21 protein-coding genes, 3 tRNA genes and 1 pseudogene are annotated in these 26,999 nt (G+C 30.1%); 18 read left to right on the top strand and 7 right to left on the bottom strand.

Features of this window, described 5'->3' with window-relative positions; all coding sequences use genetic code 11:
- Positions 1-52: 52 nt before the first annotated feature.
- Together rpoB and rpoC are read left to right on the top strand one after the other, a co-directional pair.
- Positions 53-4,180: a DNA-directed RNA polymerase subunit beta gene (gene rpoB, locus ACD570_RS06790; RefSeq protein WP_417904259.1), complete on the top strand. Its 4,128-nt coding sequence runs from the start codon at positions 53-55 to the stop codon at positions 4,178-4,180.
- Positions 4,173-8,726, top strand: a complete 4,554-nt coding sequence (gene rpoC, locus ACD570_RS06785; protein WP_337198528.1) for a DNA-directed RNA polymerase subunit beta' — start codon at positions 4,173-4,175, stop codon at positions 8,724-8,726. The genes rpoB and rpoC overlap by 8 nt, the downstream gene beginning before the upstream one ends.
- 20 nt (positions 8,727-8,746) lie before the next feature.
- Here the strand turns inward: rpoC and ACD570_RS06780 are convergent, their stop codons facing one another.
- A complete protein-coding gene (locus ACD570_RS06780) occupies positions 8,747-9,514 on the bottom strand; it encodes an IclR family transcriptional regulator (protein ID WP_239820436.1) in 768 nt (255 codons plus the stop codon).
- A 226-nt stretch (positions 9,515-9,740) separates the two neighbouring features.
- On the opposite strand from ACD570_RS06780, the gene ACD570_RS06775 reads away from it, so the two are divergent.
- The 13 genes and pseudogenes from ACD570_RS06775 (at position 9,741) to ACD570_RS06715 (ending at position 20,472) form a co-directional block, all read left to right on the top strand.
- The gene (locus ACD570_RS06775) at positions 9,741-10,649 is read left to right on the top strand and encodes a dihydrodipicolinate synthase family protein (protein WP_417904258.1); all 909 of its coding nucleotides are present in this window, start codon (positions 9,741-9,743) and stop codon (positions 10,647-10,649) included.
- Between the two features lie 11 nt (positions 10,650-10,660).
- On the top strand, positions 10,661-10,819 hold the full coding sequence (locus tag ACD570_RS06770; protein ID WP_417904257.1) for a hypothetical protein: 159 nt from the start codon (positions 10,661-10,663) through the stop codon (positions 10,817-10,819).
- A 249-nt stretch (positions 10,820-11,068) separates the two neighbouring features.
- Positions 11,069-11,332: a UxaA family hydrolase gene (locus ACD570_RS06765; protein ID WP_337207433.1), complete on the top strand. Its 264-nt coding sequence runs from the start codon at positions 11,069-11,071 to the stop codon at positions 11,330-11,332.
- A 2-nt stretch (positions 11,333-11,334) separates the two neighbouring features.
- Positions 11,335-12,498: a UxaA family hydrolase gene (locus ACD570_RS06760; RefSeq protein ID WP_337207431.1), complete on the top strand. Its 1,164-nt coding sequence runs from the start codon at positions 11,335-11,337 to the stop codon at positions 12,496-12,498.
- A 50-nt stretch (positions 12,499-12,548) separates the two neighbouring features.
- A pseudogene (locus ACD570_RS06755) lies at positions 12,549-13,338 on the top strand (SDR family oxidoreductase).
- A 16-nt stretch (positions 13,339-13,354) separates the two neighbouring features.
- Positions 13,355-14,596: an L-fucose:H+ symporter permease gene (fucP, locus tag ACD570_RS06750; RefSeq protein ID WP_417904256.1), complete on the top strand. Its 1,242-nt coding sequence runs from the start codon at positions 13,355-13,357 to the stop codon at positions 14,594-14,596.
- A gap of 1 nt (position 14,597) precedes the next feature.
- Complete coding sequence (locus ACD570_RS06745) at positions 14,598-15,368, top strand: amidohydrolase family protein (protein WP_337196606.1); 771 nt, start codon at positions 14,598-14,600, stop codon at positions 15,366-15,368.
- A complete protein-coding gene (locus ACD570_RS06740) occupies positions 15,369-15,686 on the top strand; it encodes an L-rhamnose mutarotase (RefSeq protein WP_337196604.1) in 318 nt (105 codons plus the stop codon).
- Positions 15,687-15,698: 12 nt separating this feature from the next.
- Complete coding sequence (gene aldA, locus ACD570_RS06735) at positions 15,699-17,138, top strand: aldehyde dehydrogenase (RefSeq protein WP_337207428.1); 1,440 nt, start codon at positions 15,699-15,701, stop codon at positions 17,136-17,138.
- Positions 17,139-17,346: 208 nt separating this feature from the next.
- Positions 17,347-17,733, top strand: coding sequence for a 30S ribosomal protein S12 (rpsL, locus tag ACD570_RS06730; protein WP_002782934.1), 387 nt, complete (start codon positions 17,347-17,349; stop codon positions 17,731-17,733).
- Positions 17,734-17,802: 69 nt separating this feature from the next.
- Positions 17,803-18,273, top strand: coding sequence for a 30S ribosomal protein S7 (rpsG, locus tag ACD570_RS06725; protein WP_137623925.1), 471 nt, complete (start codon positions 17,803-17,805; stop codon positions 18,271-18,273).
- A 15-nt stretch (positions 18,274-18,288) separates the two neighbouring features.
- Positions 18,289-20,364, top strand: a complete 2,076-nt coding sequence (gene fusA / locus ACD570_RS06720) for an elongation factor G (protein ID WP_417904255.1) — start codon at positions 18,289-18,291, stop codon at positions 20,362-20,364.
- 31 nt (positions 20,365-20,395) lie between these two features.
- Positions 20,396-20,472 (top strand) — tRNA-Arg (locus tag ACD570_RS06715).
- 70 nt (positions 20,473-20,542) lie between these two features.
- Here the strand turns inward: ACD570_RS06715 and ACD570_RS06710 are convergent.
- Positions 20,543-20,618 (bottom strand) — tRNA-Met (locus tag ACD570_RS06710).
- A 12-nt stretch (positions 20,619-20,630) separates the two neighbouring features.
- Positions 20,631-20,705: transfer RNA gene (locus ACD570_RS06705), tRNA-Gln, on the bottom strand.
- A gap of 121 nt (positions 20,706-20,826) precedes the next feature.
- Here ACD570_RS06705 and ACD570_RS06700 point away from each other — a divergent pair.
- The 3 genes from ACD570_RS06700 (at position 20,827) to lpxD (ending at position 23,467) form a co-directional block, all read left to right on the top strand.
- Positions 20,827-21,846 carry a bifunctional 3,4-dihydroxy-2-butanone 4-phosphate synthase/GTP cyclohydrolase II gene (locus tag ACD570_RS06700; protein WP_200280079.1) on the top strand — a complete coding sequence of 340 codons (1,020 nt, stop codon included), beginning with the start codon at positions 20,827-20,829 and terminating at the stop codon, positions 21,844-21,846.
- Positions 21,847-21,856: 10 nt separating this feature from the next.
- Positions 21,857-22,300 (top strand): GatB/YqeY domain-containing protein, encoded by a 444-nt coding sequence (locus ACD570_RS06695; RefSeq protein WP_200280082.1) that lies wholly within the window; start codon positions 21,857-21,859, stop codon positions 22,298-22,300.
- A 213-nt stretch (positions 22,301-22,513) separates the two neighbouring features.
- A complete protein-coding gene (lpxD, locus tag ACD570_RS06690) occupies positions 22,514-23,467 on the top strand; it encodes a UDP-3-O-(3-hydroxymyristoyl)glucosamine N-acyltransferase (protein WP_200280085.1) in 954 nt (317 codons plus the stop codon).
- Here the strand turns inward: lpxD and queA are convergent, their stop codons facing one another.
- The 4 genes from queA to hemW all read right to left on the bottom strand — a co-directional run bounded on the left by queA (position 23,468) and on the right by hemW (position 26,903).
- Positions 23,468-24,496, bottom strand: a complete 1,029-nt coding sequence (queA, locus tag ACD570_RS06685; protein ID WP_200280295.1) for a tRNA preQ1(34) S-adenosylmethionine ribosyltransferase-isomerase QueA — start codon at positions 24,494-24,496, stop codon at positions 23,468-23,470.
- The gene (gene tatC, locus ACD570_RS06680) at positions 24,496-25,227 is read right to left on the bottom strand and encodes a twin-arginine translocase subunit TatC (protein WP_417904254.1); all 732 of its coding nucleotides are present in this window, start codon (positions 25,225-25,227) and stop codon (positions 24,496-24,498) included. The genes queA and tatC overlap by 1 nt, the downstream gene beginning before the upstream one ends.
- Before the next feature lies 1 nt (position 25,228).
- Positions 25,229-25,630, bottom strand: a complete 402-nt coding sequence (gene tatB / locus ACD570_RS06675; protein ID WP_200280091.1) for a Sec-independent protein translocase protein TatB — start codon at positions 25,628-25,630, stop codon at positions 25,229-25,231.
- 211 nt (positions 25,631-25,841) lie between these two features.
- Positions 25,842-26,903: a radical SAM family heme chaperone HemW gene (gene hemW / locus ACD570_RS06670; protein WP_337202747.1), complete on the bottom strand. Its 1,062-nt coding sequence runs from the start codon at positions 26,901-26,903 to the stop codon at positions 25,842-25,844.
- Positions 26,904-26,999: the final 96 nt, after the last annotated feature.

Genomic DNA, 26,999 nt, shown 5'->3' with positions numbered 1-26,999 from the left:
GTTTTAGGTCTTCTTTTTTAAATTTACAAAATTTACCATGAGGTATATGCAAATGTTAGATAATAAATTAAGAAATCGTTTAAGAGTAGATTTCTCCAATATTTTAAAACAAATAGAAATTCCAAATCTTTTACAATTGCAAAAAGCAAGTTTTGATTATTTTTTAAATTTTAATAACGGTGAAAGTGGTATAGAAAAAGTTTTTAAATCAATTTTTCCAATACATGATCCGCAAAATAGATTAAGTTTAGAATATGTAAATAGCGAAATAGGTAAACCAAAATATACTATTCGTGAATGTATGGAAAGAGGTTTAACTTACTCTGTAAATTTAAAAATGAAAATCCGTCTTACTTTACATGAGAGAGATGAAAAAATAGGTGAGAAAGTCGGTATAAAAGACATTAAAGAGCAAGAAATTTATATCAGAGAAATTCCATTAATGACAGATCGTGTATCTTTTATCATTAATGGGGTGGAAAGAGTCGTTGTTAATCAACTTCATAGAAGTCCTGGTGTTATTTTTAAAGAGGAAGAAAGTTCAACAGTAGCTAATAAACTTGTTTATACAGCGCAAATTATTCCAGATCGTGGTTCTTGGTTATATTTTGAATATGATGCTAAAGATGTACTTTACGTAAGAATTAATAAAAGAAGAAAAGTACCTATAACTATGCTTTTTAGAGCCCTAGGATATAAAAAACAAGATATTATAAAACTATTTTACCCTATTCAAACAATTCATGTTAAAAAAGATAGATTTTTGACAGAATTTAATCCTAATGATTTTATGGATAGAATAGAATATGATATCAAGGATGAAAAAGGTAAGATTGTTCATCAAGCAGGAAAAAGATTAACAAAGAAGAAAGCTGAACAATTGATTAAAGACGGATTAAAATGGATAGAATATCCAATAGAAGTTTTATTAAATCGTTATTTAGCGAATCCTATTTTTGATAAAAATAGTGGCGAAATGCTTTTTGATTCTTTGACGCTTATTGATGAAAGTAAGCTTACAAAAATAAAAGAACAAAAAAGTTTTGAAATCGCAAATGATTTAGCAAATGGAGTAGATACTGCTATTATTAATTCATTTATACAAGATAATGAAACTTTAAAATTATTAAAACAAACTGAAAATATTGAAGATGAAAATGATCTAGCTGCAATAAGAATTTATAAGGTTATGAGACCAGGTGAACCAGTGGTTAAAGATGCAGCAAAGACTTTTGTCAATGATTTATTTTTTAATCCAGAAAGATATGATTTAACTAAAGTTGGTCGTATGAAAATGAATCATAAATTAGGTCTTGATGTTCCTGAGTATGTGACTGTTTTAACTAATGAAGATATTATTAAAACTGCAAAATATTTGATTAAGGTTAAAAATGGCAAAGGTCATATTGATGATAGAGATCATTTAGGAAATCGCCGTATTAGATCTATAGGCGAGCTTTTAGCTAATGAACTTCATTTAGGATTGGCAAAAATGCAAAAAGCTATCCGAGATAAATTTACTTCTTTAAATTCTGATATAGATAAAGTTATGCCTTATGATTTAATTAATCCTAAGATGATTACTACAACGATTATCGAGTTTTTTACAGGTGGACAACTTTCTCAATTTATGGATCAAACAAATCCACTGAGCGAAATCACTCATAAACGTCGTTTATCTGCACTTGGAGAAGGAGGGCTTGTAAAAGAAAGAGCGGGTTTTGAAGTTCGTGATGTCCATGCAACTCATTATGGTAGAATTTGTCCCGTAGAAACTCCGGAAGGACAAAATATTGGTCTGATCAATACTCTTTCAACTTATGCTAAAGTGAATGAGCTTGGTTTTGTTGAAGCTCCTTATAAAAAAGTTGTTAATGGAAAAGTTACAGATGAAATTGTTTATTTAACTGCTACGCAAGAGGAGGGTTTGTTTATTGCACCTGCATCAACTAAAGTGGATGCTAAGGGTAATATTATTGAGGAATTTGTTGAGGCGAGACAAGATGGAGAAACTATACTTGCCAAAAGAGAAGAAGTTCAACTTATCGATCTTTGCTCAGGTATGGTTGTTGGTGTTGCAGCTTCTTTAATTCCTTTCTTAGAGCATGATGATGCTAATAGAGCCTTAATGGGTTCTAATATGCAACGTCAAGCAGTTCCTCTCTTAACTTCAAATGCTCCTATTGTAGGTACGGGAATGGAGAGTACGATTGCGCGTGATGCTTGGGAAGCTGTTAAGGCTAAACGAGGAGGTATAGTAGAAAAAGTAGATAATAAAAGTATTTTTATCTTGGGCGAAGATGAAAAAGGTCCTTTTATTGATCACTATATTATGGAGAAAAATTTACGTACCAACCAAAATACAAATTATATTCAGCATCCTATTGTTAAAAAAGGAGAAGCGGTTAAAGCAGGACAAATTATTGCCGATGGCCCTTCAATGGATCAAGGAGAATTGGCTATTGGAAAAAATGCACTAATTGCTTTTATGCCTTGGAATGGTTACAACTATGAAGATGCTATTGTAGTTAGTGAAAGAATCATTCGTGAAGATACATTTACAAGTGTCCATATCTATGAAAAAGAAATCGAGGCTAGAGAGTTAAAAGATGGTATAGAAGAAATTACCAAAGATATACCAAATGTTAAAGAAGAAGATGTTGCACATTTGGATGAAAGTGGAATTGCAAAAATAGGAACCCATATTAAACCTGGTATGATTTTAGTTGGAAAAGTTTCTCCAAAAGGTGAAGTTAAACCAACTCCAGAAGAGAGACTTTTAAGAGCTATTTTTGGTGAAAAAGCAGGTCATGTTGTCAATAAATCTTTATATGCTACCGCTTCTTTAGAAGGTGTGGTTGTAGATGTGAAAATATTTACAAAAAAAGGCTATGAAAAAGATGAAAGAGCTCTGAAAGCATATGATAAAGAAAAAATGTCTTTGGAAAAAGAACATCATGATAGACTTTTGATGATGGACAGAGAAGAAATGCTTAGAGTTTGCGCTTTGTTATCTAAATCAACTTTGACTAGCAGTCAAAAAATTGGTGATAAAAATTATAAAAAAGGCGAAAAAGCTGACCTAAGTGATTTAGAAAAAATTAATCGTTTTACTCTTACTACTATTATTAAAGCTTATTCAAAGGAAGTTCAAAAACAATATGAAGATTTGAAAAATCATTTCCAAAATGAAAAGAAAAAACTAAAAGCTGAACATGATGAAAAGCTTGAAATTTTAGAAAAAGATGATATTTTACCAAGCGGGGTGGTTAAGCTTGTAAAAGTTTATATTGCTACAAAACGAAAGTTAAAAGTAGGTGATAAAATGGCAGGACGCCACGGAAATAAGGGTATTGTTTCTACTATAATTCCAGAGGTTGATATGCCTTATCTTGCAAATGGAAAAAGTGTAGATATTGCACTCAATCCTTTAGGGGTTCCAAGTCGTATGAATATAGGTCAAATTTTAGAAAGCCATTTGGGACTTGTTGGCTTAAGACTTGGAGAGCAAATTCAAGAAATTTTTGATAGAAAACAAAAAGATTTTATTAAAGAGTTAAGAGTAAAAATGCTTGAAATTTGTTCTATTCCAAGACTCGCGAATGAAAAAGAATTTATTAAAAAATTAAGTGATGAAGAGCTTTTAAATTACGCTAGAGATTGGAGTAAAGGGGTTAAATTTGCAACCCCAGTTTTTGAAGGTGTTAGCATAGAGGAATTTAAAAAATTATTTGAATTAGCAAAAATTGATATGGATGGAAAGACAGAGCTTTATGATGGAAGAACTGGTGAAAAGATTGCAGAGCGTGTCCATGTAGGATGTATGTATATGCTAAAACTTCACCATTTAGTTGATGAAAAAGTTCATGCAAGAAGCACAGGTCCTTATAGTCTTGTAACCCAGCAGCCAGTTGGTGGTAAAGCGCTTTTTGGGGGTCAAAGATTTGGAGAAATGGAAGTTTGGGCACTTGAAGCTTATGGAGCAGCGCATACTTTAAGAGAAATGCTAACTATTAAGTCAGATGATGTAGAAGGTAGATTTAATGCTTATAAAGCAATAACTAAAGGAGAAAATGTTCCAGCAACGGGAATACCTGAAACATTTTTTGTTTTAACTAATGAACTTAAATCACTTGCATTAGATGTTGAGATTTTTGATAAGGATGAGGACAATGAGTAAATTTAAAGTCATAGAAGTAAAAGAAGATGCTAGACCTAGAGATTTTGAAGCTTTTCAACTAAGGCTTGCTAGTCCTGAAAAAATAAAATCTTGGTCTTATGGAGAAGTAAAAAAGCCAGAAACGATTAATTATAGAACTTTAAAACCTGAAAGAGATGGTCTTTTTTGTGCTAAAATTTTTGGTCCTATCCGTGACTATGAGTGTCTTTGTGGCAAATATAAAAAAATGCGCTTTAAAGGTGTAAAATGTGAAAAATGTGGAGTTGAGGTAGCTAATTCCAAAGTTCGTCGTTCAAGAATGGGACATATTGAACTTGTAACTCCAGTAGCGCATATTTGGTATGTAAATTCTTTACCAAGTCGTATAGGCACACTTTTGGGTGTAAAAATGAAAGATCTTGAGCGTGTGCTTTATTATGAAGCTTACATTGTTGAAAATGCTGGCGATGCATATTATGATAATGAAAATACTAAAAAAGTTGAATATTGTGATGTTTTAAATGAAGAGCAATATCAAAATTTAATGCAACGTTATGAAAGTAGTGGTTTTAAAGCGAGAATGGGTGGAGAAGTTGTTCGAGACCTATTGGCTAATTTAGATCTTGTAGCTCTTTTAAATCAATTAAAAGAAGAGATGGCTGCAACCAATTCAGAAGCAAAGAAAAAAACTATTATTAAACGTTTAAAAGTGGTTGAAAATTTTCTAAATTCGAATTCTAATACTGATGTTGATAGCGAAAATGCAGTTCCAAATCGTCCAGAATGGATGATGATAACTAATTTACCAGTATTACCACCGGATTTACGTCCTTTGGTTGCTTTAGATGGAGGAAAATTTGCAGTTTCTGATGTAAATGATTTATATCGTCGTGTTATCAATAGAAATACTCGCCTTAAAAAGCTTATGGAACTTGATGCGCCAGAAATAATCATAAGAAATGAAAAAAGAATGCTTCAAGAAGCTGTGGATGCCTTATTTGATAACGGTCGTCGTGCTAATGCAGTGAAAGGAGCTAATAAGCGTCCTTTGAAATCTTTAAGTGAAATTATTAAAGGTAAACAAGGGCGTTTTAGACAAAATTTACTTGGAAAAAGAGTTGATTTTTCAGGGCGTAGTGTTATTGTTGTTGGTCCAAAATTAAGAATGGATCAATGTGGTTTACCTAAGAAAATGGCTTTAGAACTTTTTAAACCACATTTGTTGGCTAAACTTGAAGAAAAAGGTTATGCAACAACGGTTAAACAAGCAAAAAAAATGATAGAAAACAAAACCAATGAAGTTTGGGAATGTTTAGAAGAAGTTGTAAAAGGTCATCCTGTTATGTTAAACCGTGCACCTACTTTACATAAACTTTCTATTCAGGCTTTTCACCCTGTTTTGGTTGAAGGTAAAGCAATACAATTGCATCCTTTAGTGTGCGCTGCTTTTAATGCAGACTTTGATGGGGATCAAATGGCAGTTCATGTTCCACTTTCTCAAGAAGCAATTGCAGAATGTAAAGTACTTATGCTTTCTTCAATGAATATTCTTTTGCCAGCAAGTGGTAAATCAGTAACTGTTCCTTCGCAGGATATGGTTTTGGGAATATACTATCTTTCTTTAGAAAAAGCAGAGGCAAAAGGTTCTCATAAAATTTGCACAGGTATCGATGAAGTGATGATGGCGCTTGAAAGCAAATGTTTGGATATTCATGCAAGCATACAAACTGTTGTTGATGGTAGAAAAATTACAACAACGGCTGGAAGACTTATTATAAAATCTATTTTGCCTGATTTTGTCCCTGAAGCTAATTGGAATAAAGTTTTAAAGAAAAAAGATATAGCTGCACTTGTTGATTATGTATATAAACAAGGAGGATTGGAAATCACGGCTAACTTTTTAGATAGACTTAAAAATTTAGGTTTTGAATATGCCACAAAAGCCGGTGTTTCTATTTCTATAGCAGATATTATTGTTCCTGATGATAAACAAAAAGCTATTGATTTAGCTAAAAAGCAAGTTAGAGAAATTCAAAATTCTTACAATCTTGGCTTGATAACTTCTGGAGAAAGGTATAATAAAATTATTGATATTTGGAAAAGTACAAATAATCTCCTTTCAAAAGAAATGATGAAGTTAGTTGAAAAAGATAAGGATGGTTTCAATTCTATTTATATGATGGCTGATTCTGGTGCTAGAGGTAGTGCAGCACAAATTTCTCAACTTGCTGCAATGAGAGGACTTATGACTAAGCCAGATGGTTCTATTATTGAAACTCCTATTATTTCAAATTTCCGCGAAGGTTTAAACGTACTTGAGTATTTTATATCTACCCATGGTGCTAGAAAAGGTCTTGCAGATACAGCCCTTAAAACAGCAAATGCTGGTTATTTAACAAGAAAACTAATTGATGTAGCACAAAATGTGAAAATTACCATGGAGGATTGTGGTACGCACGAAGGAGTTGAAATCAATGAAATTACTGCAGATAGTTCTATAATAGAAACATTGGAAGAAAGAGTTTTAGGAAGAGTTTTAGCAGAAGATGTAATTGATCCTATTACAAATTCTGTACTTTTTACAGAAGGCACTTTAATCGATGAAGAAAAAGCAAAAATATTTAGTGAAAATGGTATTAAAAGTGTAAATATTCGAACTCCAATTACTTGTAAGGCTAAAAAAGGAATTTGTGCTAAATGTTACGGTGTAAATCTTGGCGAAGGAAAACTTGTTAAACCAGGTGAAGCTGTTGGTATTATTTCGGCTCAATCTATTGGAGAGCCTGGAACTCAGCTTACGTTAAGAACTTTCCATAGTGGTGGAACTGCAAGTACAGATTTACAAGATAGACAAGTAAGTGCTCAAAAAGAAGGTTTTATAAGATTTTATAATTTAAAAACTTATAAAAATAAAGAAGGAAAAATGATAGTTGCAAATCGTAGAAATGCAGCTATTTTACTAGTAGAGCCAAGAATAAAAGCTCCATTTAAAGGTGTAATCAGTATAGAAAACATCCATGAAGATGTAATTGTTTCTATTAAAGATAAAAAGCAAGAAATTAAGTATACGCTTAGAAAATATGATCTTGCAAAAGCAAATGAATTAGCAGGAGTTAGTGGAAATATAGATGGTAAATTATACCTTCCTTATCAAAATGGTGCTGAAGTCGATGAAAATGAAAGCATTGTTGAGGTTATTAAAGAAGGATGGAATATTCCTAATCGTATTCCGTTTGCAAGTGAAATTTTAGTCAAAGATGGTGATCCAGTTGTACAAAATATAAAAGCAGGCGAGAAAGGCACTTTAAAATTTTATATTCTTAAGGGTGATGGTCTTGATAGGGTTAAAAATGTTAAAAAAGGCGATATAGTCAAAGAAAAAGGCTTCTTTGTTGTAATTGCTGATGAAAATGGAAGAGAGGCAAAAAGACACTATATCCCAAGAGAATCAAAAATTGAATTCAATGATGGTGCCCTTATTGAAGACTCTAACATTATTATAGCAAGTGCTCCAAAAAAAGAAAGTCTTGTTGTTGCAGAATGGGATGCTTATAATAATACTGTTATTGCTGAAATTGATGGAACTATAAGTTTTGAAGATATTGAAGCAGGTTATAGTGCTGATGAACAAATTGATGAGGCGACCGGCAAACGTTCTTTAGTGATTAATGAATATCTACCAAGTGGTGTCAGACCAACTTTAGTGATTGCTGGAAAAGGTAATAAGGCAGTGCGCTATCAATTAGAACCAAAAACAGTTATTTTTGTGCATGATGGTGATAAAGTTTCTCAAGCTGATATTTTAGCTAAAATTCCAAAGGCTGCCGCAAAATCTAAAGATATTACTGGCGGTCTTCCAAGAGTTTCTGAGTTATTTGAAGCAAGAAAGCCAAAAAATGCTGCCGTTATTGCTGAAATTGATGGTGTAGTTCGTTTTGATAAGCCATTGCGATCAAAAGAAAGAATAGTAATTCAAGCAGAAGATGGCACAAGTGTTGAATATTTAATTGACAAATCAAAACATATACAAGTGAGAGATGGTGAATTTATACATGCTGGAGAAAAATTAACCGATGGCGTGGTTTCAAGTCATGATATACTTAAAATTTTAGGTGAAAAGGCTTTACATTATTATTTAATTTCTGAAATTCAGCAAGTTTATAGAGGACAAGGGGTTGTGATTTCAGATAAACATATTGAAGTTATTGTTTCTCAAATGTTAAGACAAGTAAAGGTTGTTGATAGTGGACATACTAAATTTATAGAAGGTGATTTGATATCTAGACGTAAATTTAGAGAAGAAAATGAAAGAATTATGAGAATGGGTGGAGAGCCAGCTATTGCTGAACCTGTTCTTTTAGGTGTTACAAGAGCTGCAATTGGAAGTGATAGTGTGATTTCTGCAGCATCTTTCCAAGAAACAACTAAAGTCTTAACTGAGGCTAGTATAGCAGGTAAATTTGATTATTTAGAAGATTTAAAAGAAAATGTTATTTTAGGTAGAATGATTCCTGTAGGAACTGGTCTTTACAGCGAGGAAAAATTTAAGTTAAAAGAAAATAATTAAAATAGCCTTTTTTGGCTATTTTAATAGATATTTTCTAAATCTGCAAAAAATAAATTAATTGCTTTTTCTATTTTACCTTTTTCTTCGATTAATATTTTTTTATTTTTTTCTCTAAATTCTTTATTTGAATAAAAAATAGGATAAGATATACTTATTGCAGCAATTATTTTCTGATTATGTTCTATATTTATAGCCATACATTCAATTTGAGAATTCATTTCTCCGCTTTCTAAAGCTATTTTTTCTTTTTTAATTTCTTTTATTTGTTCGTATAATTCATCTATATTTTTTAAGGTATTTTGAGTTATTTTTTCAAAGTTTTTAGGATAAAGCATTATTAATTCATTTTTTGTTTTATTTGATAATAAAGCTTTGCCTAAAGAAGTTGCATAGGCTGGATATGAAGTACCTATAAAAGATTTTAGTTGTATATGGTCATTAGCATCTAATTTTTCTAAATAAAGGACATTATTTTCTTTTAAAATACCCATTTGACAAGTTAAATTTGTTAAATCTCTAATATTTTTCATATGTTTTTTAATGAGTTCAAAGATGCTATTTTTATATTTCATATTATAGCTTAACTCTAAAATTTTAAAATCTAGAGAATAACTTTTATTAATAGGATTGCATTTTATATATTTTTGTTTTTGCAAAGTTTGCAAAATAGGCGAGAGTGTTCCTACTGGAATATTTATTTTTTTAGCTATTAGACTTAATGTGAGTTGTTCTTTTGAGTTGGCAATTAATTCCAAAGTTTTTATAACTCTAAGGGTAGGTTGATGCATAAAATTATCCTTTTAATGATTGCATTTTATTTATAAAATTTTATCATATTTTTTACTTTTGGTAACACGAAACATTTTTTTATACTCGAATTTTATGAAAAAAGCTTATTTGAAAAAGTTGGCATAAAAAATTATATTTTTTAATTCTTGATTTTTTAAAGATAATTTGTTATATTTTTTGCATATAAATAAATTTTTGTATATACAAAAAATATAAGGAGATAAAATGGGAATTTTAAAGGGAACATTGCCAGCTTTACTTACACCTTATTCCAACGACGGAATGATTAATAAAAGAGAATTTATTCGTTATTGTGAATTTGGAATTAATAAAGGTTTAGATGGATTATTTTGTAATGGTAGCGCAGGAGATTCTCAAGCTTTAAATATTAAAGATCAGATTAGACTAATGAAACTTAGTAAGGATGCGTCTAAGGGTAGGGTACCTATTATCACAGGCATTACTTCAAATATTTATCAAGATACAATGATTTTAGCAGATGAGGCTTATAAAATAGGTCTTGATGCGCTTTTAGTTGCTATGCCTTATTATTATAAATTTGATGAAGAAACACTTTTAGAATATGTGAAAAATTTAGCTTTAAAAGTTAAACTTCCTTTGTATATTTATAATATACCGCTTTTTGCTCCTGCTTTAAATTTAAATTTTATAGAAAAAATTTCAAAATTCAAGAATATAGCAGGTATTAAAGACAGTAGCGGAGATGCCTTGCTTTTAAATCATATTTTAGATATAGCACCTCGAAATTTTGATGTTTTTGTAGGAAGAGAAGAAATTTATACAGAAGCTTTATTTTTAGGAGCTAAGGGTTCTATGACAAGTATAGGAGGTATTTTTCCAGAACTTATGAGTGAAATTTATCATGCAATGAATGAAAAAAAATATGAAAGAGCGTTATTAATACAAAAAAGTCTTTTAAAGGCTATAAGATTTGGAATGAGTATCTCTTTTCCTATGGGTTTTGCCTTATTATTAAAAGCTAGAGGTTTTGAATTTGCGAATACAACTATACATCCCTTATCGTCTCTTACTAAAGAGAAATTAGATAAATGCTTTGATAAGGCAAAAGAATTAATTAAAACCATAGAGCAAGAAGTAAATGTAAAATTATAAAAAGAGATAGAATGAATATAAAAAGTTTTTTTGAAGGTATATTAGGTGAAATAATGCTTACTGATATTAACTTGACAAGATATAAAAAAGAATACTTGTTTGTGAGTTTTAGTATTTTGGTTATTGTGGCAACTGTAATAAATACAGAGTTATATATAGCTTTAATTTAAGTAACATGAATGAGTTTATGACTATTTTTTCTAATTTTTCTTCGAGAAATGCTATCAATTTTCATTCTATTTATGAGTTTAGAATTATTTTAGCTTTTTTTATTGTTATTTTTACAGAATTTTTTCTGAACTTATCAGATATATTTTTTTAAGAGAAATAAAATTGTCCCATAATAATTATTCTTATATTAATGATGCAATTTAAAAAGCAAATAAAATGATCTAAAATACATATAAGGAGATAAATTTATGAAAAGTTTTATTATAGTGAGTGAGAAAGATAATGTGGCTACTGCTTTGCGTAGTTTTAAAAAAGGAGAAGAAGTAGCAAATATAAGGCTGAAAAATGATATTGCTAGTGGACATAAATTTGCACTTAAAGATATTAAAGCCAATGAAGCAATTATTAAATATGCAGAGGTTATTGCGAGTGCAAATTGTGATATTAAAACTGGAGAATGGGTGCATGTTCATAATATATCTGGCATTCGAGGACGTGGTGATAAGGAGTAAAAATGAAAATTATGGGTTATAGAAGAGAAGACGGTAGATTAGGATTGAGAAATAAAGTTATTGTTATACCTAGCGTGCATTGTGCCAATAAAGTGTGTGAAAATATAGCTAAACAATGCCAAGGATCGGTTTATATTAATCATCAGCATGGTTGTTCTCAACTTGAATTTGATGCTTTGCAAACTAGAGATGTTTTAATAGGTCATGGTACAAATGCTAATGTTTTTGGAGTTTTAATTGTTGGACTTGGTTGTGAAGTAATACAAGCTAAAATAGTAGCTGAAAAAATTAAAGAAGCAACGCCTTATAAAAAAGTTGAATATTTGGTAATACAAGAATGTGGCGGTAGTAAAAATACGATAGATAAAGGTGTAAAAATAGTTAATGATATGCTTAGTGCTTCTTTAAAATTGCAAAAAAGTGAAGGTGATTTTAGCGACTTAATTTTAGGAACAGAATGTGGAGGAAGTGATAGTTATAGCGGACTTAGTGCTAATCCTGCTTTAGGTAGTTTAAGTGACTTTATTATTGATCAAGGTGGTGCTGTAATTTTAGCTGAGACAACTGAGCTGATAGGATGTGAAGCTATACTTGCAAAAAGAGCTAAAAATAATGAAATAGCAAAAAAAGTATATGAGAAAATATTAGGTTATGAAAATTTAGTTAAGTCTTTTCATTCTGATATCAGAGGGGCAAATCCAAGTCCGGGAAATATAGCAGGTGGATTAAGCACTATAGAGGAAAAATCTTTAGGTTGTGTTTATAAAGCAGGAACTCGAACTTTAATGGATGTGATTGATTATGCAAAACCTGTAGTTTCCAAAGGACTTACTTTTATGAATACTCCAGGGAATGATATTGAGCAATTAAGTGCTATGGTAGCAGGAGGGGCAAATATTTGTGTCTTTACTACGGGTCGTGGAACACCTACAGGATCTGCGATTACTCCTACAATTAAAATGAGTTCAAATACTTTTTGCTATAACAATATGAATGATGCTATTGATGTTAATGCAGGGGATATTATAGATGGCACAAGAACTAAAGAAGAGGTGCGGGATGAATTAATAAATTTAATTATACGAATTTCTAATGGAGAATTGGTAAAAGCAGAAATTAATGAACAAAATGATTTTTCTGTTTGGAGGCTCGCTACAACTTGCTAATAAAATATTATTTTTTGGCATGATTTTTTGATTAACAAAAAGGAGAAAAAATGGATTTAAAAATTAAAAATAAAGTTTGTATTATAACAGGGGGCGCCAAAGGCATTGGCTATGCAATAGCTAAATTATGGGCTCAAGAGGGTGGAATTGCTGTAATTTTTTCAAGAAGTATGCCAAAAGAACATGATAGCGAGTTAAGAAGATTATGTCCAAATTATGCTTTTTATGAAATTGATTTAAAAAACTATGAACAAATAACTCAACTAGTTAATGAAGTTATAAATAAATACGATAACATTTATGCTCTTGTTAATAATGCGGGATCAAATGATAATTTACATATTGAAAATACAAGTGTTCAAGATTTGATCAAATCTTATGAAAACAATCTTTTTCACTATTATGCAATGACTAAAGAGTGTTTACCTTATATCAAAAAGGAGCAAGGAAGTATTTTAAATATAGTGAGTAAAAACAGGTATTACAGGTCAAGGCAAGACCAGTGCTTATGCATCAGCTAAAGCTGCTCAAATTGGATTTACGAGAGAGTGGGCTTGTGCTTTTGCTAAAGATAATGTTAGAGTAAATGCTATTGCTCCAGCTGAAGTAATGACTCCACTTTATAAAAAATGGTTACAAAATTTTCCCAATCCTGAAGAACAATATAAAAAAATTGCAAAAGCTATTCCTTTGGGACATCGCTTTACTACCGTAGAAGAAATTGCAAATACTGCTGTTTTTACTTTAAGTCCTTTAGCTTCACATACTACAGGACAAATTTTAATTCCAGATGGAGGTTATGTTCATTTAGATAGAGCCTTAAATTGGAACGAAGACTAATAGATAAGGATATAAAATGACTGACTCAAAAAATATTAAAATTGCAATAATTTTAGTAACTTCACTTTTCTTTTTATGGGGTGTAAGCTATGGACTTATAGACGTAATGAATAAAAATTTCCAAAATCATCTTCATATCACTCAGCATGAAAGCGGATTTTTACAACTGGCTTATTTTGGTGCTTATTTTATAATTGCTTTGCCTGCAGGTTATATAGCCAATAAATATTCTTATAAAGTAGGTATTATGTTTGGATTGGCATTATATGCCATAGGATCATTGATGATTATACCAGCTACAAATTTAACTTCTTTTTATTTATTTTTGTTTGCATTTTTTATTTTAGCTTGTGGCATAGGATCTTTAGAGGCGAGTGCAAATCCTTATATGGTAAAACTTGGTGATGAAAAAAATGCAAGTTTTAGAATCAATGCTGCTCAAAGTTTTAATGGTTTTGGGCAGTTTTTAGGGCCTATTATAGGTGGAGCTTTGTTTTTATCTATTACCAAACAAGGAAAAGGTGCAAGTAAAGAACAAGTTGAAGCTGCATTGGTCGAAAATATGGGTAATGTTCAGCTTGTATATGTGGGTATTGCTATTATTGTGATTTTGATTTTAATTGCTTTTGCTTTAAATAAAATTCCAGAAGATTTGTCTTTGGATAATCATTATGAACAAAAAGATAATTCAAAACCTATAAAAGTTTTTAGTCATAGACATTTTAATTTAGGACTTTTAGCACAATTTTTATATATAGCAAATCAAGTTGCTGCTGGGGCATTTTTTATTAATTATATAGTTGAGCATAATAGAAATTTAAAAGATGAACAAGGTGCTTATTATTTTTCAATAGCTTTAATAGCATTTATGATAGGACGTATTATTTCTACACCTTTAATGAAAAAAATTAAAGGAGAAAATATTTTAGGTATATATTCTTTAATAAATGCAATTTTATGTATAGGGCTTTATTTTGCTTATGGTTTTTTAAGCATAATTTTACTTATAGCTGTATTTTTCTTCATGTCTATTTCTTTTCCAACAATTTTTGCTATAGCAACGAAAAATTTGCCTTTTAATCAAGTTAAATTAGGAGGATCTTTACTTGTAATGAGTGTAGTTGGAGGAGCTATTATGCCTAGTGTTGTTGGTTTGATCAATGATCATTATGGTACAAGTATGGGATATTTAGCAATGGCACCTTTATTTTTATATGTTGCTTGGTATGGATTTTTTGGTTCTAGAATAAAGGCTTAAAATGCAAAAGATATTTGATGCTCATTTACATCTTTGGAATTTGCAAGAATTTCCTATTTCTTGGGTTAATTCATATAAAGAATTAAATCAAAATTTTGACTTTAATAAAGCAAGAAAAGAATATAAAGACTTTAAGCTTCTTGGTGCTATGTATGTTGAAACAAATAGCGATAATAAAGATAAAGAAAATTTGTTTGCTTTAAAATTAAAAAAGCTTTATGGGCTTAAACTTTGTTTAGCAGATTTAAAATACAAAGAAGAAATTTGTGCTTTTCGAGAGGTTATGCATATAAGTCAAAAAGGTGCTAAAAGGCTATTTGAATCCGATTTTAAAGAAATTGTGAAAATTTTAGAAAAAGCACAAATAGTTCTTGAAATTTGTTTAAAAAATAGAGAATTAGGATTTTTGGAGAAATTTTTAGAAGAAAATTTAAATTTGAAAGTGGTTTTAGATCATATGGGTAATCCTGAAATTAGTTGTTTTTGTGATTATAAAAAAGATTTAAAAAGATTGAAAAAATTTCCAAATCTCTATATTAAACTTTCATCACCAGATAGTTTTTCAATACAAACTTCTCAAGAATTTATTTTTGAGCTTTTTTTATTTTTGAAAGAAAATTTTAGCGAAGATAAATTTTTATTTGGAAGTAATTATCCAGTATCAAAATTAAATCCAAATGAATGGGTAAATTTGATTTTAAAGAGTGAGACTTTTAAGTATTTAGATGCAATTTTCTATAAAAATGCTTTAGAACTTTACAAAGGAGGTTAAATGCAAAGATATGGTCAAATTATAAAAGTTAAAAAGGAGAAAATCCAAGAATATAAAGATCTTCATAAAAATCCCTATAAAGGGGTTTGTGAAATGATTAAAGAGTGTAATATAAAAAATTATTCTATTTATTTTTTTGGAGAATATTTGTTTGCGTATTTTGAATATTTAGGAACTGATTTTGAGGCAGATATGGCTAAAATGGCAAAGGATGAAAATACACAAAAATGGTGGAAAGTAACAGATCCTTGTCAAATATCTTTAGGTTATGCGGGTCAAAAATGGCTTAATATGGAAGAAGTGTTTCATTTAGATTAAAAAGGAGAAATAATGACAACTTATTATAATTTTATTAATGGGGAATTTGTTCCTCATAAGGGTGATTTTTTTGAAGTTTTAAATCCAGCGAACAAAGAAGTAATTTCAAAAGTTGCTAGTGCAAGTTTAGATGATGTTCAAAGAGCTATTGAGGTAGCTAAAAAAGCTCAAAAATCTTGGGAGGCAAAACCAGCCATCCAAAGAGCAAATCATTTAAAAGAAATAGCAAATTTGATACGAAAAAATGCTGATTTTTTAACTCATGTTTTGATGCAAGAACAGGGTAAAACCAAAGATTTGGCTAGTGTAGAAATTCATTTTACGGCAGATTATATTGATTATACGGCTGAATGGGCTAGAAGATATGAAGGCGAAATTATACAAAGCGATAGGGCCAATGAGCATATATATTTGTATAAAAGTGCCATTGGGGTTATAGGCGGAATTCTACCTTGGAATTTTCCATTTTTTCTAATAGCAAGAAAAATGGCTCCAGCTCTACTAACTGGTAATACTATTGTTATAAAACCAAGCAGTGAAACTCCAAACAATGCTTTTGAATTTGCAAAACTTGTTTCACAAAGTTCTTTGCCTAAAGGAGTATTTAATTTAGTAGCTGGAAAAGGTAGTATAGTAGGACATGAGTTATCAAGCAATAAAGATATTGGCATGGTAAGTTTAACAGGAAGCGTAGAAGCTGGAGTTAAAGTCATGGAAGCAGCGGCAAAAAATATTATAAAAGTTTCTTTAGAGCTTGGAGGAAAAGCTCCTGCGATAGTTTGTAAAGATGCGGATATTGATTTAGCTGTAGAAGCAATAAAAGCAAGTAGAATTTGCAACAATGGTCAAGTTTGCAATTGTGCTGAAAGAGCTTATGTTCATAAAGATATATATGATGAATTTGTAGATAAATTTGTAAAGGCTATGAGTAAAGTAAGTGTAGGAAATATATTAAAGGGGAATTTTGATATGGGGCCACTTGTTAATCAGGCTGGAGTTGATCATGCATTAGGAATGCTTGAGCGTGCAAAAGCCAAAGGTGCTACTGTAGAATGTGGAGGAGAAATAGTTGATACTAGTGGATATTATTTTCCAGCTACTGTGCTTACAAATGTTAAACATGAAGATGAGATTATGCAAAAAGAAATTTTTGCTCCTATTTTGCCTATTACAAAATTTAATTCACTAGATGAAGCTATTGATATGGCTAATGATTGTGAATATGGACTTACAAGTTCTATTTATACTCAAAATTTGGATATAGCAATGAGAGCAAGCAGGGAAATTAAATTCGGAGAAACTTATATTAATCGTGAAAATTTTGAAGCAATGCAAGGTTTTCATGCAGGATTTAGAAAAAGTGGAATAGGTGGAGCTGATGGGAAACATGGGCTTGAAGAATATTTGGCTACTCATGTGGTTTATTTACAATATAACTCAAAAAAACAATAATTTATTTGCCTTAATCTAAAATTCATGTATTTTTTAGATTAAGGTTTTTTTAGACTTAAAAATTTTTGATTTTAGTGTAATTTTAAATTTTTTATTTTGGATTTTTTAAAATAAATAAAAATAGTAAAAAAAATATTTTAATAAAAACTAAGCAAATTTTAGATAACATTCAAGGTTTTATTACATTATTTAAAGAAAGGAATTAATTGTGCCAACCATAAATCAATTGGTTAGAAAAGAGCGTAAAAAAGTTTTAGAAAAATCTAAATCTCCAGCTCTTAAAAATTGTCCACAAAGAAGGGGAGTTTGCACTAGAGTTTATACAACAACTCCTAAAAAGCCAAACTCAGCGTTAAGAAAAGTTGCCAAAGTAAGACTTACTAGTGGTTTTGAAGTGATTAGCTATATCGGTGGTGAAGGTCATAACCTTCAAGAACATAGCATTGTTTTAGTACGTGGTGGTAGAGTTAAAGACTTACCAGGTGTGAAATATCATATTGTACGTGGTGCGCTTGATACCGCAGGTGTTGCAAAAAGAACAGTTTCTCGTTCTAAATATGGTGCTAAGCGTCCTAAAGCAGGTGCTGCTAAGTAAAATTAAAGACAGACAAATCCGTTTGATTTGATTTTGTTTGAGTAAAATTAAAAATTTGAAGGAATAATAATGAGAAGAAGAAAAGCTCCGGTAAGAGAAGTTTTACCTGATCCGATTTATGGTAATAAAGTAATCACAAAATTTATTAATTCTTTAATGTATGATGGAAAAAAAAGTGTTGCAACAACTATTATGTATGGTGCTTTAGAAGCTATTGATAAAAAAGGTGGTGAAAAGAAAGGGATCGATATTTTCAATGAAGCCATTGAAAATATTAAACCTCTTTTAGAAGTAAAATCTCGTCGTGTAGGTGGTGCTACTTATCAGGTTCCAGTTGAAGTAAGACCTGCCAGACAACAAGCTTTGGCTATTCGCTGGATTATTTCTTTTGCAAGAAAAAGAAGTGAAAGAACAATGATAGAAAAACTTGCAGGAGAACTTTTAGATGCTGCTAATAGCAAAGGTGCCTCCTTTAAGAAAAAAGAAGATACTTATAAAATGGCTGAAGCAAATAAAGCATTTGCTCATTATCGTTGGTAAGAGAGGGATGATAAGATGTCAAGAACTACTCCTTTAAAAAAAGTTAGAAATATAGGAATTGCAGCGCATATTGATGCTGGAAAAACAACAACAAGTGAAAGAATTCTTTTCTTCACTGGAATGAGTCATAAAATCGGCGAAGTGCATGATGGTGCTGCAACTATGGACTGGATGGAGCAAGAAAAAGAAAGAGGTATTACAATTACTTCTGCTGCAACAACTTGTTTTTGGAAAGATCATCAAATCAATCTTATCGACACTCCAGGCCACGTGGATTTTACAATTGAAGTTGAAAGATCAATGCGTGTTTTAGATGGTGCTGTAGCTGTTTTTTGTTCAGTTGGTGGGGTTCAACCTCAATCAGAAACTGTTTGGAGACAAGCAAATAAGTATGGAGTTCCAAGAATAGTTTTTGTTAATAAAATGGATAGAATTGGTGCTAATTTCTATAATGTAGAAGATCAAATTCGCAATCGTTTAAAAGCAAATCCAGTGCCACTTCAAATTCCAATTGGTGCTGAAGATAATTTTAAAGGTGTTATAGACCTTGTAACAATGAAAGCTTTGGTTTGGGAAGATGATACAAAGCCAACAGATTATGTTGAAAGAGAAATTCCAGCAGAATTAAAAGAAAAAGCTGAAGAATATCGCACTAAAATGATAGAAGCAGTTTCTGAAACTTCTGATGAATTGATGGAAAAATACCTTAGCGGAGAAGAATTAACTCTTGAGGAAATCAAAACAGGAATTAAAGCTGGATGCCTAAGTCTTGCCATTGTTCCTATGCTTTGTGGAACAGCTTTTAAAAATAAAGGTGTTCAACCTTTATTGGATGCTGTTGTAGCTTATTTACCAGCTCCTGATGAGGTAGCAAATATTAGAGGTGAATATGAAGATGGTACAGAAGTTTCTGTAAAATCAACTGATGATGGTGAATTTGCTGGACTTGCCTTTAAAATTATGACCGATCCATTTGTTGGACAACTTACTTTCGTTCGTGTTTATCGTGGTAGCTTAGAAAGCGGTTCTTATGCTTATAACTCTACAAAAGATAAGAAAGAAAGAATTGGTCGTTTATTAAAGATGCATTCAAATAAAAGAGAAGAAATTAAAGTTCTTTACGCAGGAGAAATTGGTGCTGTTGTGGGGCTTAAAGATACCTTAACGGGTGATACTTTAGCTAGTGAAAAAGATAAAGTTATTTTAGAAAGAATGGATTTTCCAGATCCAGTTATTTCTGTTGCAGTTGAACCAAAAACTAAAGCAGATCAAGAAAAAATGTCTATAGCTTTAAATAAACTTGCACAAGAAGATCCAAGTTTTAGAGTTTCTACCGATGAAGAAAGTGGTCAAACTATTATTTCAGGTATGGGTGAACTTCACTTAGAAATTATTGTTGATCGTATGCTTCGCGAATTTAAGGTTGAAGCTGAAGTAGGTCAACCTCAAGTTGCCTATCGAGAAACAATTAGAAAAACAGTAGAACAAGAATATAAATATGCTAAACAATCAGGTGGGCGCGGTCAATATGGACACGTGTTTTTACGTCTTGAGCCACTTGAGCCAGGAAGTGGATATGAGTTTGTTAATGATATTAAAGGTGGGGTAATTCCTAAAGAATATATTCCAGCTGTAGATAAGGGTATCCAAGAAGCTTTGCAAAATGGTGTTTTAGCAGGATATCCTGTAGAGGATGTAAAAGTAACTGTTTATGATGGAAGCTATCACGAAGTAGATTCATCTGAAATGGCATTTAAATTAGCTGCTTCTATGGGTTTTAAAGAAGGAGCTAGAAAAGCAGGAGCTGTAATTTTAGAACCTATGATGAAGGTTGAAGTTGAAACTCCAGAAGAATATATGGGAGATGTAATAGGCGATTTAAATAAACGTCGTGGTCAAGTGAATTCTATGGATGAAAGAGGCGGAAATAAAATTATTACAGCATTTTGTCCTTTAGCTGAAATGTTTGGCTATTCAACAGATCTTAGAAGTCAAACTCAAGGCCGTGCAACTTATTCTATGGAATTTGATCATTACGATGAAGTTCCAAAAAATGTTTCTGAAGAAATTATTAAAAAGAGAAATGGTTAAAAATTAAAAGTGGAATTTTATTCCACTTTTTGTCCTCGTAGCTCAGCTGGATAGAGCGCAAAATTCCTAATTTTGAGGTCGTGAGTTCGAATCTCGCCGTGGACACCATTTATATAAATATATTTTTTTCTTTCTTTAATTGAATCAAAGTATTAGTATAAATTCTGATAGATATAATTGGTTGCGAAGGGGAGATTTGAACTCCCGACCTTCGGGTTATGAGCCCGACGAGCTAACCACTGCTCTACTTCGCGATAAGTTATTTTTGGATGGGGTAAAGGGATTCGAACCCCTGAATGACAGGACCAAAACCTGTTGCCTTACCGCTTGGCGATACCCCAATTTAAATAAGTTTGTTTTTTATATTTTTTAAGAGAGGAAATTATATTAAAATTTAATTTATTTGTCAAGCAAATAAAGCTATAATTTTTACTAAAATTAATAAAAATTGAGGAATAACAAATGAAATTTGTAAGCATTGAGCAAGCTATTGAAGATTTAAAACAAGGCAAAATGCTTGTAATGGTTGATGCAGAAGATAGAGAAAATGAAGGAGATCTAATTTTTCCTGCTCAATTTAGCACAAAAGAAAAAGTTAATTTTATGATAAAAGAGGCCAGAGGTGTTGTTTGTGTGGCACTTGCGGATAAAATTGCTAAAAAATTTAATCTTGATTTGATGGTGCCGCAAAATACTTCCAATCATGAAACCGCTTTTACAATCACAGTAGATGCCAAAAAAGCTAAAACTGGTGTAAGTGCTTATGAGCGAGATATGACTATAAAAATTTTTGCAGATGATGAAGCAAAAGTAGAAGATTTTGTTCGACCTGGTCATATTAATCCTTTAATTGCTAAAAGCGGAGGAGTATTAGAAAGAACAGGGCATACAGAAGGGACTGTAGATCTTTGTCGTTTAGCGGGATTAAAAGAAGCTTGTGTGATTTGTGAAATTGTTAAAGATGATGGAGATATGGCACGCAGAGAGGATTTGGAAAAATTTTGCGAGAAACATAATCTTAATATGATTGCAGTTTCTGATATCATAGAATATAGATTAAAACATGAAAGCCTTATTACCTTAAAAGAACAAAGTGATACTTTTTTAGCAGGTTTTAAAGCTAAAAAATTTGTTTTTACTGATCATAATCATATACAACACATTGTGTTTTCTTTTGGAGAAATTCAAAAATGTACCAATGTTAAATTTCATATTAGCGGAAGTGATTTTGAGCTTTTAACGTCGGATAAATTTTCAAAACTTTTAGAACAAATTAAATTTTTACATGAAAACAGTGGTGTGATTGTTTTTATGCAAGGGGAAAAATCAAGTGTAACTCAATTTAAAAATTATGGTATAGGAGCTCAAATTTTAAGATATTTTAAAATAGAGGAGATTAAGCTTTTATCTCAAAGTTGCGATAAAGATTATATAGGTTTAGAAGGTTTTGGACTAAATCTTAAAGTTTGTAATTTTAATTAGAAAGGGCAAAATGACACTTAAAGAGCAAATTTTAAATGATATTAAAGAGGCAATGAAACAAAAAAATGATTTTAAGCGAGATGTTTTAAGAACCTTAAATGCAGCTTTAAAACAAGTAGAAATTGATCAAAGAATAATTCTTGATGATGAAAAAATATTTAAGATTATTATTGGTGAAATAAAAAAGAGAAAAGATGCAGCAGATATTTATATTAAAGGCAAAAGAGAGGATTTAGCTCAAAAAGAAAATGATGAAATTGCTATTCTTGAAATTTATTTACCAAAGCAATTAAGCGATGAAGAATTAAAATCATCATTAAAAAAAATAATTGAAAAATTAGGGGTAAATTCTTTGAAAGAACAAGGACTTGTTATGAAAGAAGCCAAGGAGGAATTTGGAGCAAGGGTTGATGGAAAAAGATTAAATGAAGCATTAAGGGCAATTTTAAGCTAAAATATTTTAAATAATTTTAAAAATACAATTTACTTTAATATAGATAATTTTGTATTATAAAGAGTTAAGAGAATTAAAGTTGATAATTATTTCTTTAATTTGATGCTATTTATAAAGCTTACAATGGTATTATTTTGTTAAAATAAGCACTAGGGTAAATTAAAATTATATATCGATAAACAAATTGAAATATTTATTTTAATGGAGTTAAAGATGAGATTAAAAGAAATAGCAGAATTTTTAAGCTTGGAATATTATGATGAAGATATTGAAATTACTGCTTTAAATTCTTTATTAAGAGCAAATTTTACAGAACTAACGTATTGCGATGGGGAGAAAAATGCTAAAGATATTCCTAATACCGGAGCTGCTGCAATATTAGTAAGCAAAGAACATGAAAATTTGGTTCCTAAGGATACAAAAGTATTAATCACTCAAAATCCACATTTGAGTTTTGCTTTTTTAAGTAAACTTTTTGCAAAACCTTTGTTTGAGCAAGTTAAAGAAAAAAAACAAAATATTGCCAAAAGTGTTAAAATTATGCCGAATGTTTATATAGGCAACAATGTTAATATTGGGGAAAATGTAGTTATTATGGCTGGTGCTTATATCGGCGATAATGTCAGTATAGGGGATGAAAGTATAATTCATCCTAATGTAGTGATTTATAATGATACTAAAATTGGAAAAAAATGCCATCTTTTAGCAAATTGTGTTATAGGAAGTGATGGTTTTGGTTATGCACATAATAAAAATGGAGAACATTATAAAATTTATCACAATGGTAATGTTATTTTGGAAGATTTTGTAGAAATTGGAGCTTGCACAACAATTGATAGAGCTGTTTTTGATAGTACGATTATTAAAGCAGGAACTAAAGTAGATAATCTTGTTCAAATAGGACATAATTGCGATATAGGACAAAATTGTATTATTGTGGCCCAAACTGGAATTTCGGGTTCAAGCCAATTAGGAAGAAATGTTGTTATGGGTGGTCAAAGTGCTACAAGTGGCCATTTAAAAATAGGAGATTTTAGCACAATAGCAGCACGAGGTGGAGTAAGCAAAAATCTTGAAGGGGGTAGGGTTTATGGAGGTTTTCCTATTATGCTTCAAAAAGATTGGCTTAAGCTCCAAGCTAAGATAGCTATAAAATTTAAAGAATAATTATAAAATAAGCATAGCATCGCCATAAGAGTAAAATCTATATTTTTCTTTTATGGCTAACTCATAAAGTTTTAAACATTGCTCCCTACCTATAAAAGATGAGACTAACATAATAAGAGTCGATTTAGGTAAATGAAAATTAGTTAAAAGATAATTTTGTCTTATAGGTGGATTATTAGGATGTAAAAATAGATCACAAAATCCATTTTCTTTATGTGTTCTTGCATAATATTCTATACTTCTTGTTACAGTGGTTCCAATACCTAAAATAGGCTTTTTTGAATTAATAATCTCACAAGCTTTTTTTGGGATATTGAAAAATTCACTATGCATTTTATGTTCTTGTATATTTTCACATTCCACATTTTTAAAAGTACCTGCACCTACATGTAAAGTTAGATGATAAATTTCATGTTTTTTCTTTAAATCGCAAATCATATCTTCGCTAAAATGTAAACTTGCTGTAGGAGCAGCCACTGCGCCTAAATTTTTAGCAAATATACTTTGATAATCTTTAATATCATCAGTGTTATCTGCTCTTTTGATATAAGGAGGTAAGGGAATATGTCCTATTTTATCAAGAAGTTCATAAAGTTCATTTGTGTTTAATATTTTATCATTTTGATAAAAACAAACTTGACGCATTCCATCTTCTAAAATTTGAATAACTTCTGCTATTAAGTTTTTTTCAAAATGTAAAATTTCATTAATTTTTACGCGCCCTTTAATTTGAACTATAAAACTTGGTTTTTTTGAATTTAGCAAGGGTTGGTGTAAAAAAAGTTCTATTTTTCCTCCACTTAATTTTTTTCCATAAATTCTTGCTTTAATAACTTTTGTGTCGTTAAAAAAAATAGCACAATCTGGTAAAATTTCTTTTAAATTAGCAAAGTTGGTATGAAAAATCTTTTGATTTTTTCTTTCGTAAACTAAAAGTTTAGCATTTTCTTTAGGGATTATCGGATAATTTGCTATAAGCTCTTGAGGTAAATGATAATCATAAGATGAGAGAATCAAATCTTGCTTGATCACTCTGTTTCTTCTTTAGAGGCTGGATTGATTTTTTGAACAATTAAAATAGAGAGTCCATAAAGTCCGCAAAGAGGTCCGGCCATTAAAAATTGAGATAAAAAATCAGGTGGTGTCATAAAGGCAGAAAAAATAAAAATAACTAAAACAGCAATGCGAAAATGACGTTTTAAAAAAGAATCATCAATTAAACCTATTTTTGCAAAGAAAAATGCAATAATAGGCATTTCAAAAGCTAAGCCAAAGGCTATAATAACTTTAATAAAAAAATCAACATAAGTTCCTAAAGTAATAACAGGATTAAAACCTTCATTAACGCTAAAATTGATTAAAAATTTAAAGGCTAAGGGTACGACAACAAAATAACAAAAACAAGCTCCTAAAGCAAACATAATGCTTGCAAAACTTACAAAAGGAATTACAAGACGCTTTTCATTATCATAAAGTCCAGGTGAAACAAATTTCCAAAACTGCCAAAAAATAATAGGGATGCCAAAAACAAAAGCTGCAAAAAAACTTACTTTAATAGTAGTAAATAATCCCTCTTGCATTTCAATAACATTAATGTGTTTTGAAAATTCAGGTAAAACTTCTACAAGAGGAGCTTTTAAAACTTCTAAAATATAATTACGAAAGCTAAAGCATATTAAAAACAATACAATAATAGCAACAACACTGATAAAAAGACGTTTTCTAAGTTCAATTAAATGAGGTCGTAATTCTTCAAACATCTTATTTTTCCATTTTTTCTTCTAGTGAAGTAAGTTTGGGCTTTTCATCAGAGTTTAAATTTTGTCCACTAAGATTTTGTGATATATCATTTTTGCTACTATCAAAAGTTAAATCCACTTTGGTTTTTTCTAAAATGTCTTTTTTAAGATCATCAAATTCTTCAAAGCTAAGTTTTTTTCTTATGTTTTGATTGCTTGAAGAAAATTCATCTTTATATTTTTTGGCTTCTTCTTTGAGTTCATTAATGCGAATTTCTTTTTCTATGCTTGATTTTGCATCATCAATATTTTTCTTTAAAGCCTTTAAAATTTTAGCTACTTGCACAATAGCTTCTGGAAGCTTATCAGGCCCTAAAACTAAAATTGCTACCACTAAAATAATTATAATTTCACCAAAACTCATCTATGACTTCTTTAATTTTTTAAGGAATAAAGGATAATTTTACATTAATTTTAATTACTTTAAAATTAATTGTATTGAAATATTGCTTAGAAATTAAAATAAGACTTAAGTATTGTAGGTTATTTTTAAATTTCTAAAATTTAAATAGAATTTTTTAGAATATATCAATTTAATTTTTACAAGCGAAGGATAAAATTACAAAAAACATTATTTAAAAATATAAAGCAAGTTCGTCACTAATTAAAAAATTAGGATTGTAATAAATTCCTTGTTTAAAATTTAATTTTTTTTCTTTTGCGAGTAAATTAGCTTTTTCTCTTTGTTTAAAATTTAATTTTTTTTCTTGGATGCCTATTATGCTTCTAAGTCCTAAAAATAGATGCTCTAAATTTAAATCTTGCGGATTTAGTTTTTCTATATTTCTAAAAGTAGGATTTTCTATATAAGATTTTAAATTTTTAGCTGTATAAAAACGTTGATTCTTATGAAATCCTACTGCACTTAAACCACACCCTATATAATCTTTGCCTTTCCAATATCCCAAATTGTGTTTACATATTGAATTTTTATTTTTAGAAAAATTGCTGATTTCATATTGAAAAAAGCCAAGTTTTATTATCTCCTGAATAAAAAATTTCATTAGATTGGGAGCATTTTTTTTAAAATTTTCTTTTTTAGAAAAAGCAGTTTTTGGCTCTATAGTTAGATTATATGCACTTAAATGAGTAATTAGGGGTTTGATTTTTTCTAAATTTGAAAGTTCAAATTCGAGCATTTTTTTATTATCCATTTTAGTGTCATAGATTAGATCTAAATTAATATTAGAAAATCCTGCCTTATGTGAGTTTTCTAAAGCTTTAAAAATCATATCTTGACTATGAATTCTTCCAAGAAATTTTAATTTTTCAGAGTGAAAACTTTGTGCTCCAAAAGATATGCGATTAACTCCTATGTTTTTCATAGCTTTAAGCCAATTTAATGATGCTGAGTTAGGATTAGCTTCACATGAAATTTCAGCATTTTTGGCTAGATAAGGATATAAAATTTTAAAGATATGTTCGTAGCTACTTGCCTGAATGCAACTTGGTGTCCCACCACCTATAAAGAGTGTTTTTATTTGATTGTAATGGATTTTAAATTTTTTAAGATGAAAATTTATGTCATGACCTAGGGCCTTAAAATAAGATTTTTCATAATTTTCTTTTTTTAAGCTTGTAAAAGCACAATAATGACATTTGCTTTCGCAAAAAGGAATATGAATATAAAAATGCATAAATAATCCAAGCAATAATTTTAATTAAATTTTACTAATTTTAATCAAATTTTGATTTGATTTAAGTTAAAATAATTACTTAAGATGGTTAAGGAA

The organism is Campylobacter sp. LH-2024, from assembly GCF_048270605.1.
Lineage (GTDB): Bacteria > Campylobacterota > Campylobacteria > Campylobacterales > Campylobacteraceae > Campylobacter_D > Campylobacter_D molothri.
The sequence above is the reverse complement of the archived record's forward strand: the minus strand, read 5'-3'. Positions and strand labels throughout refer to the sequence as shown.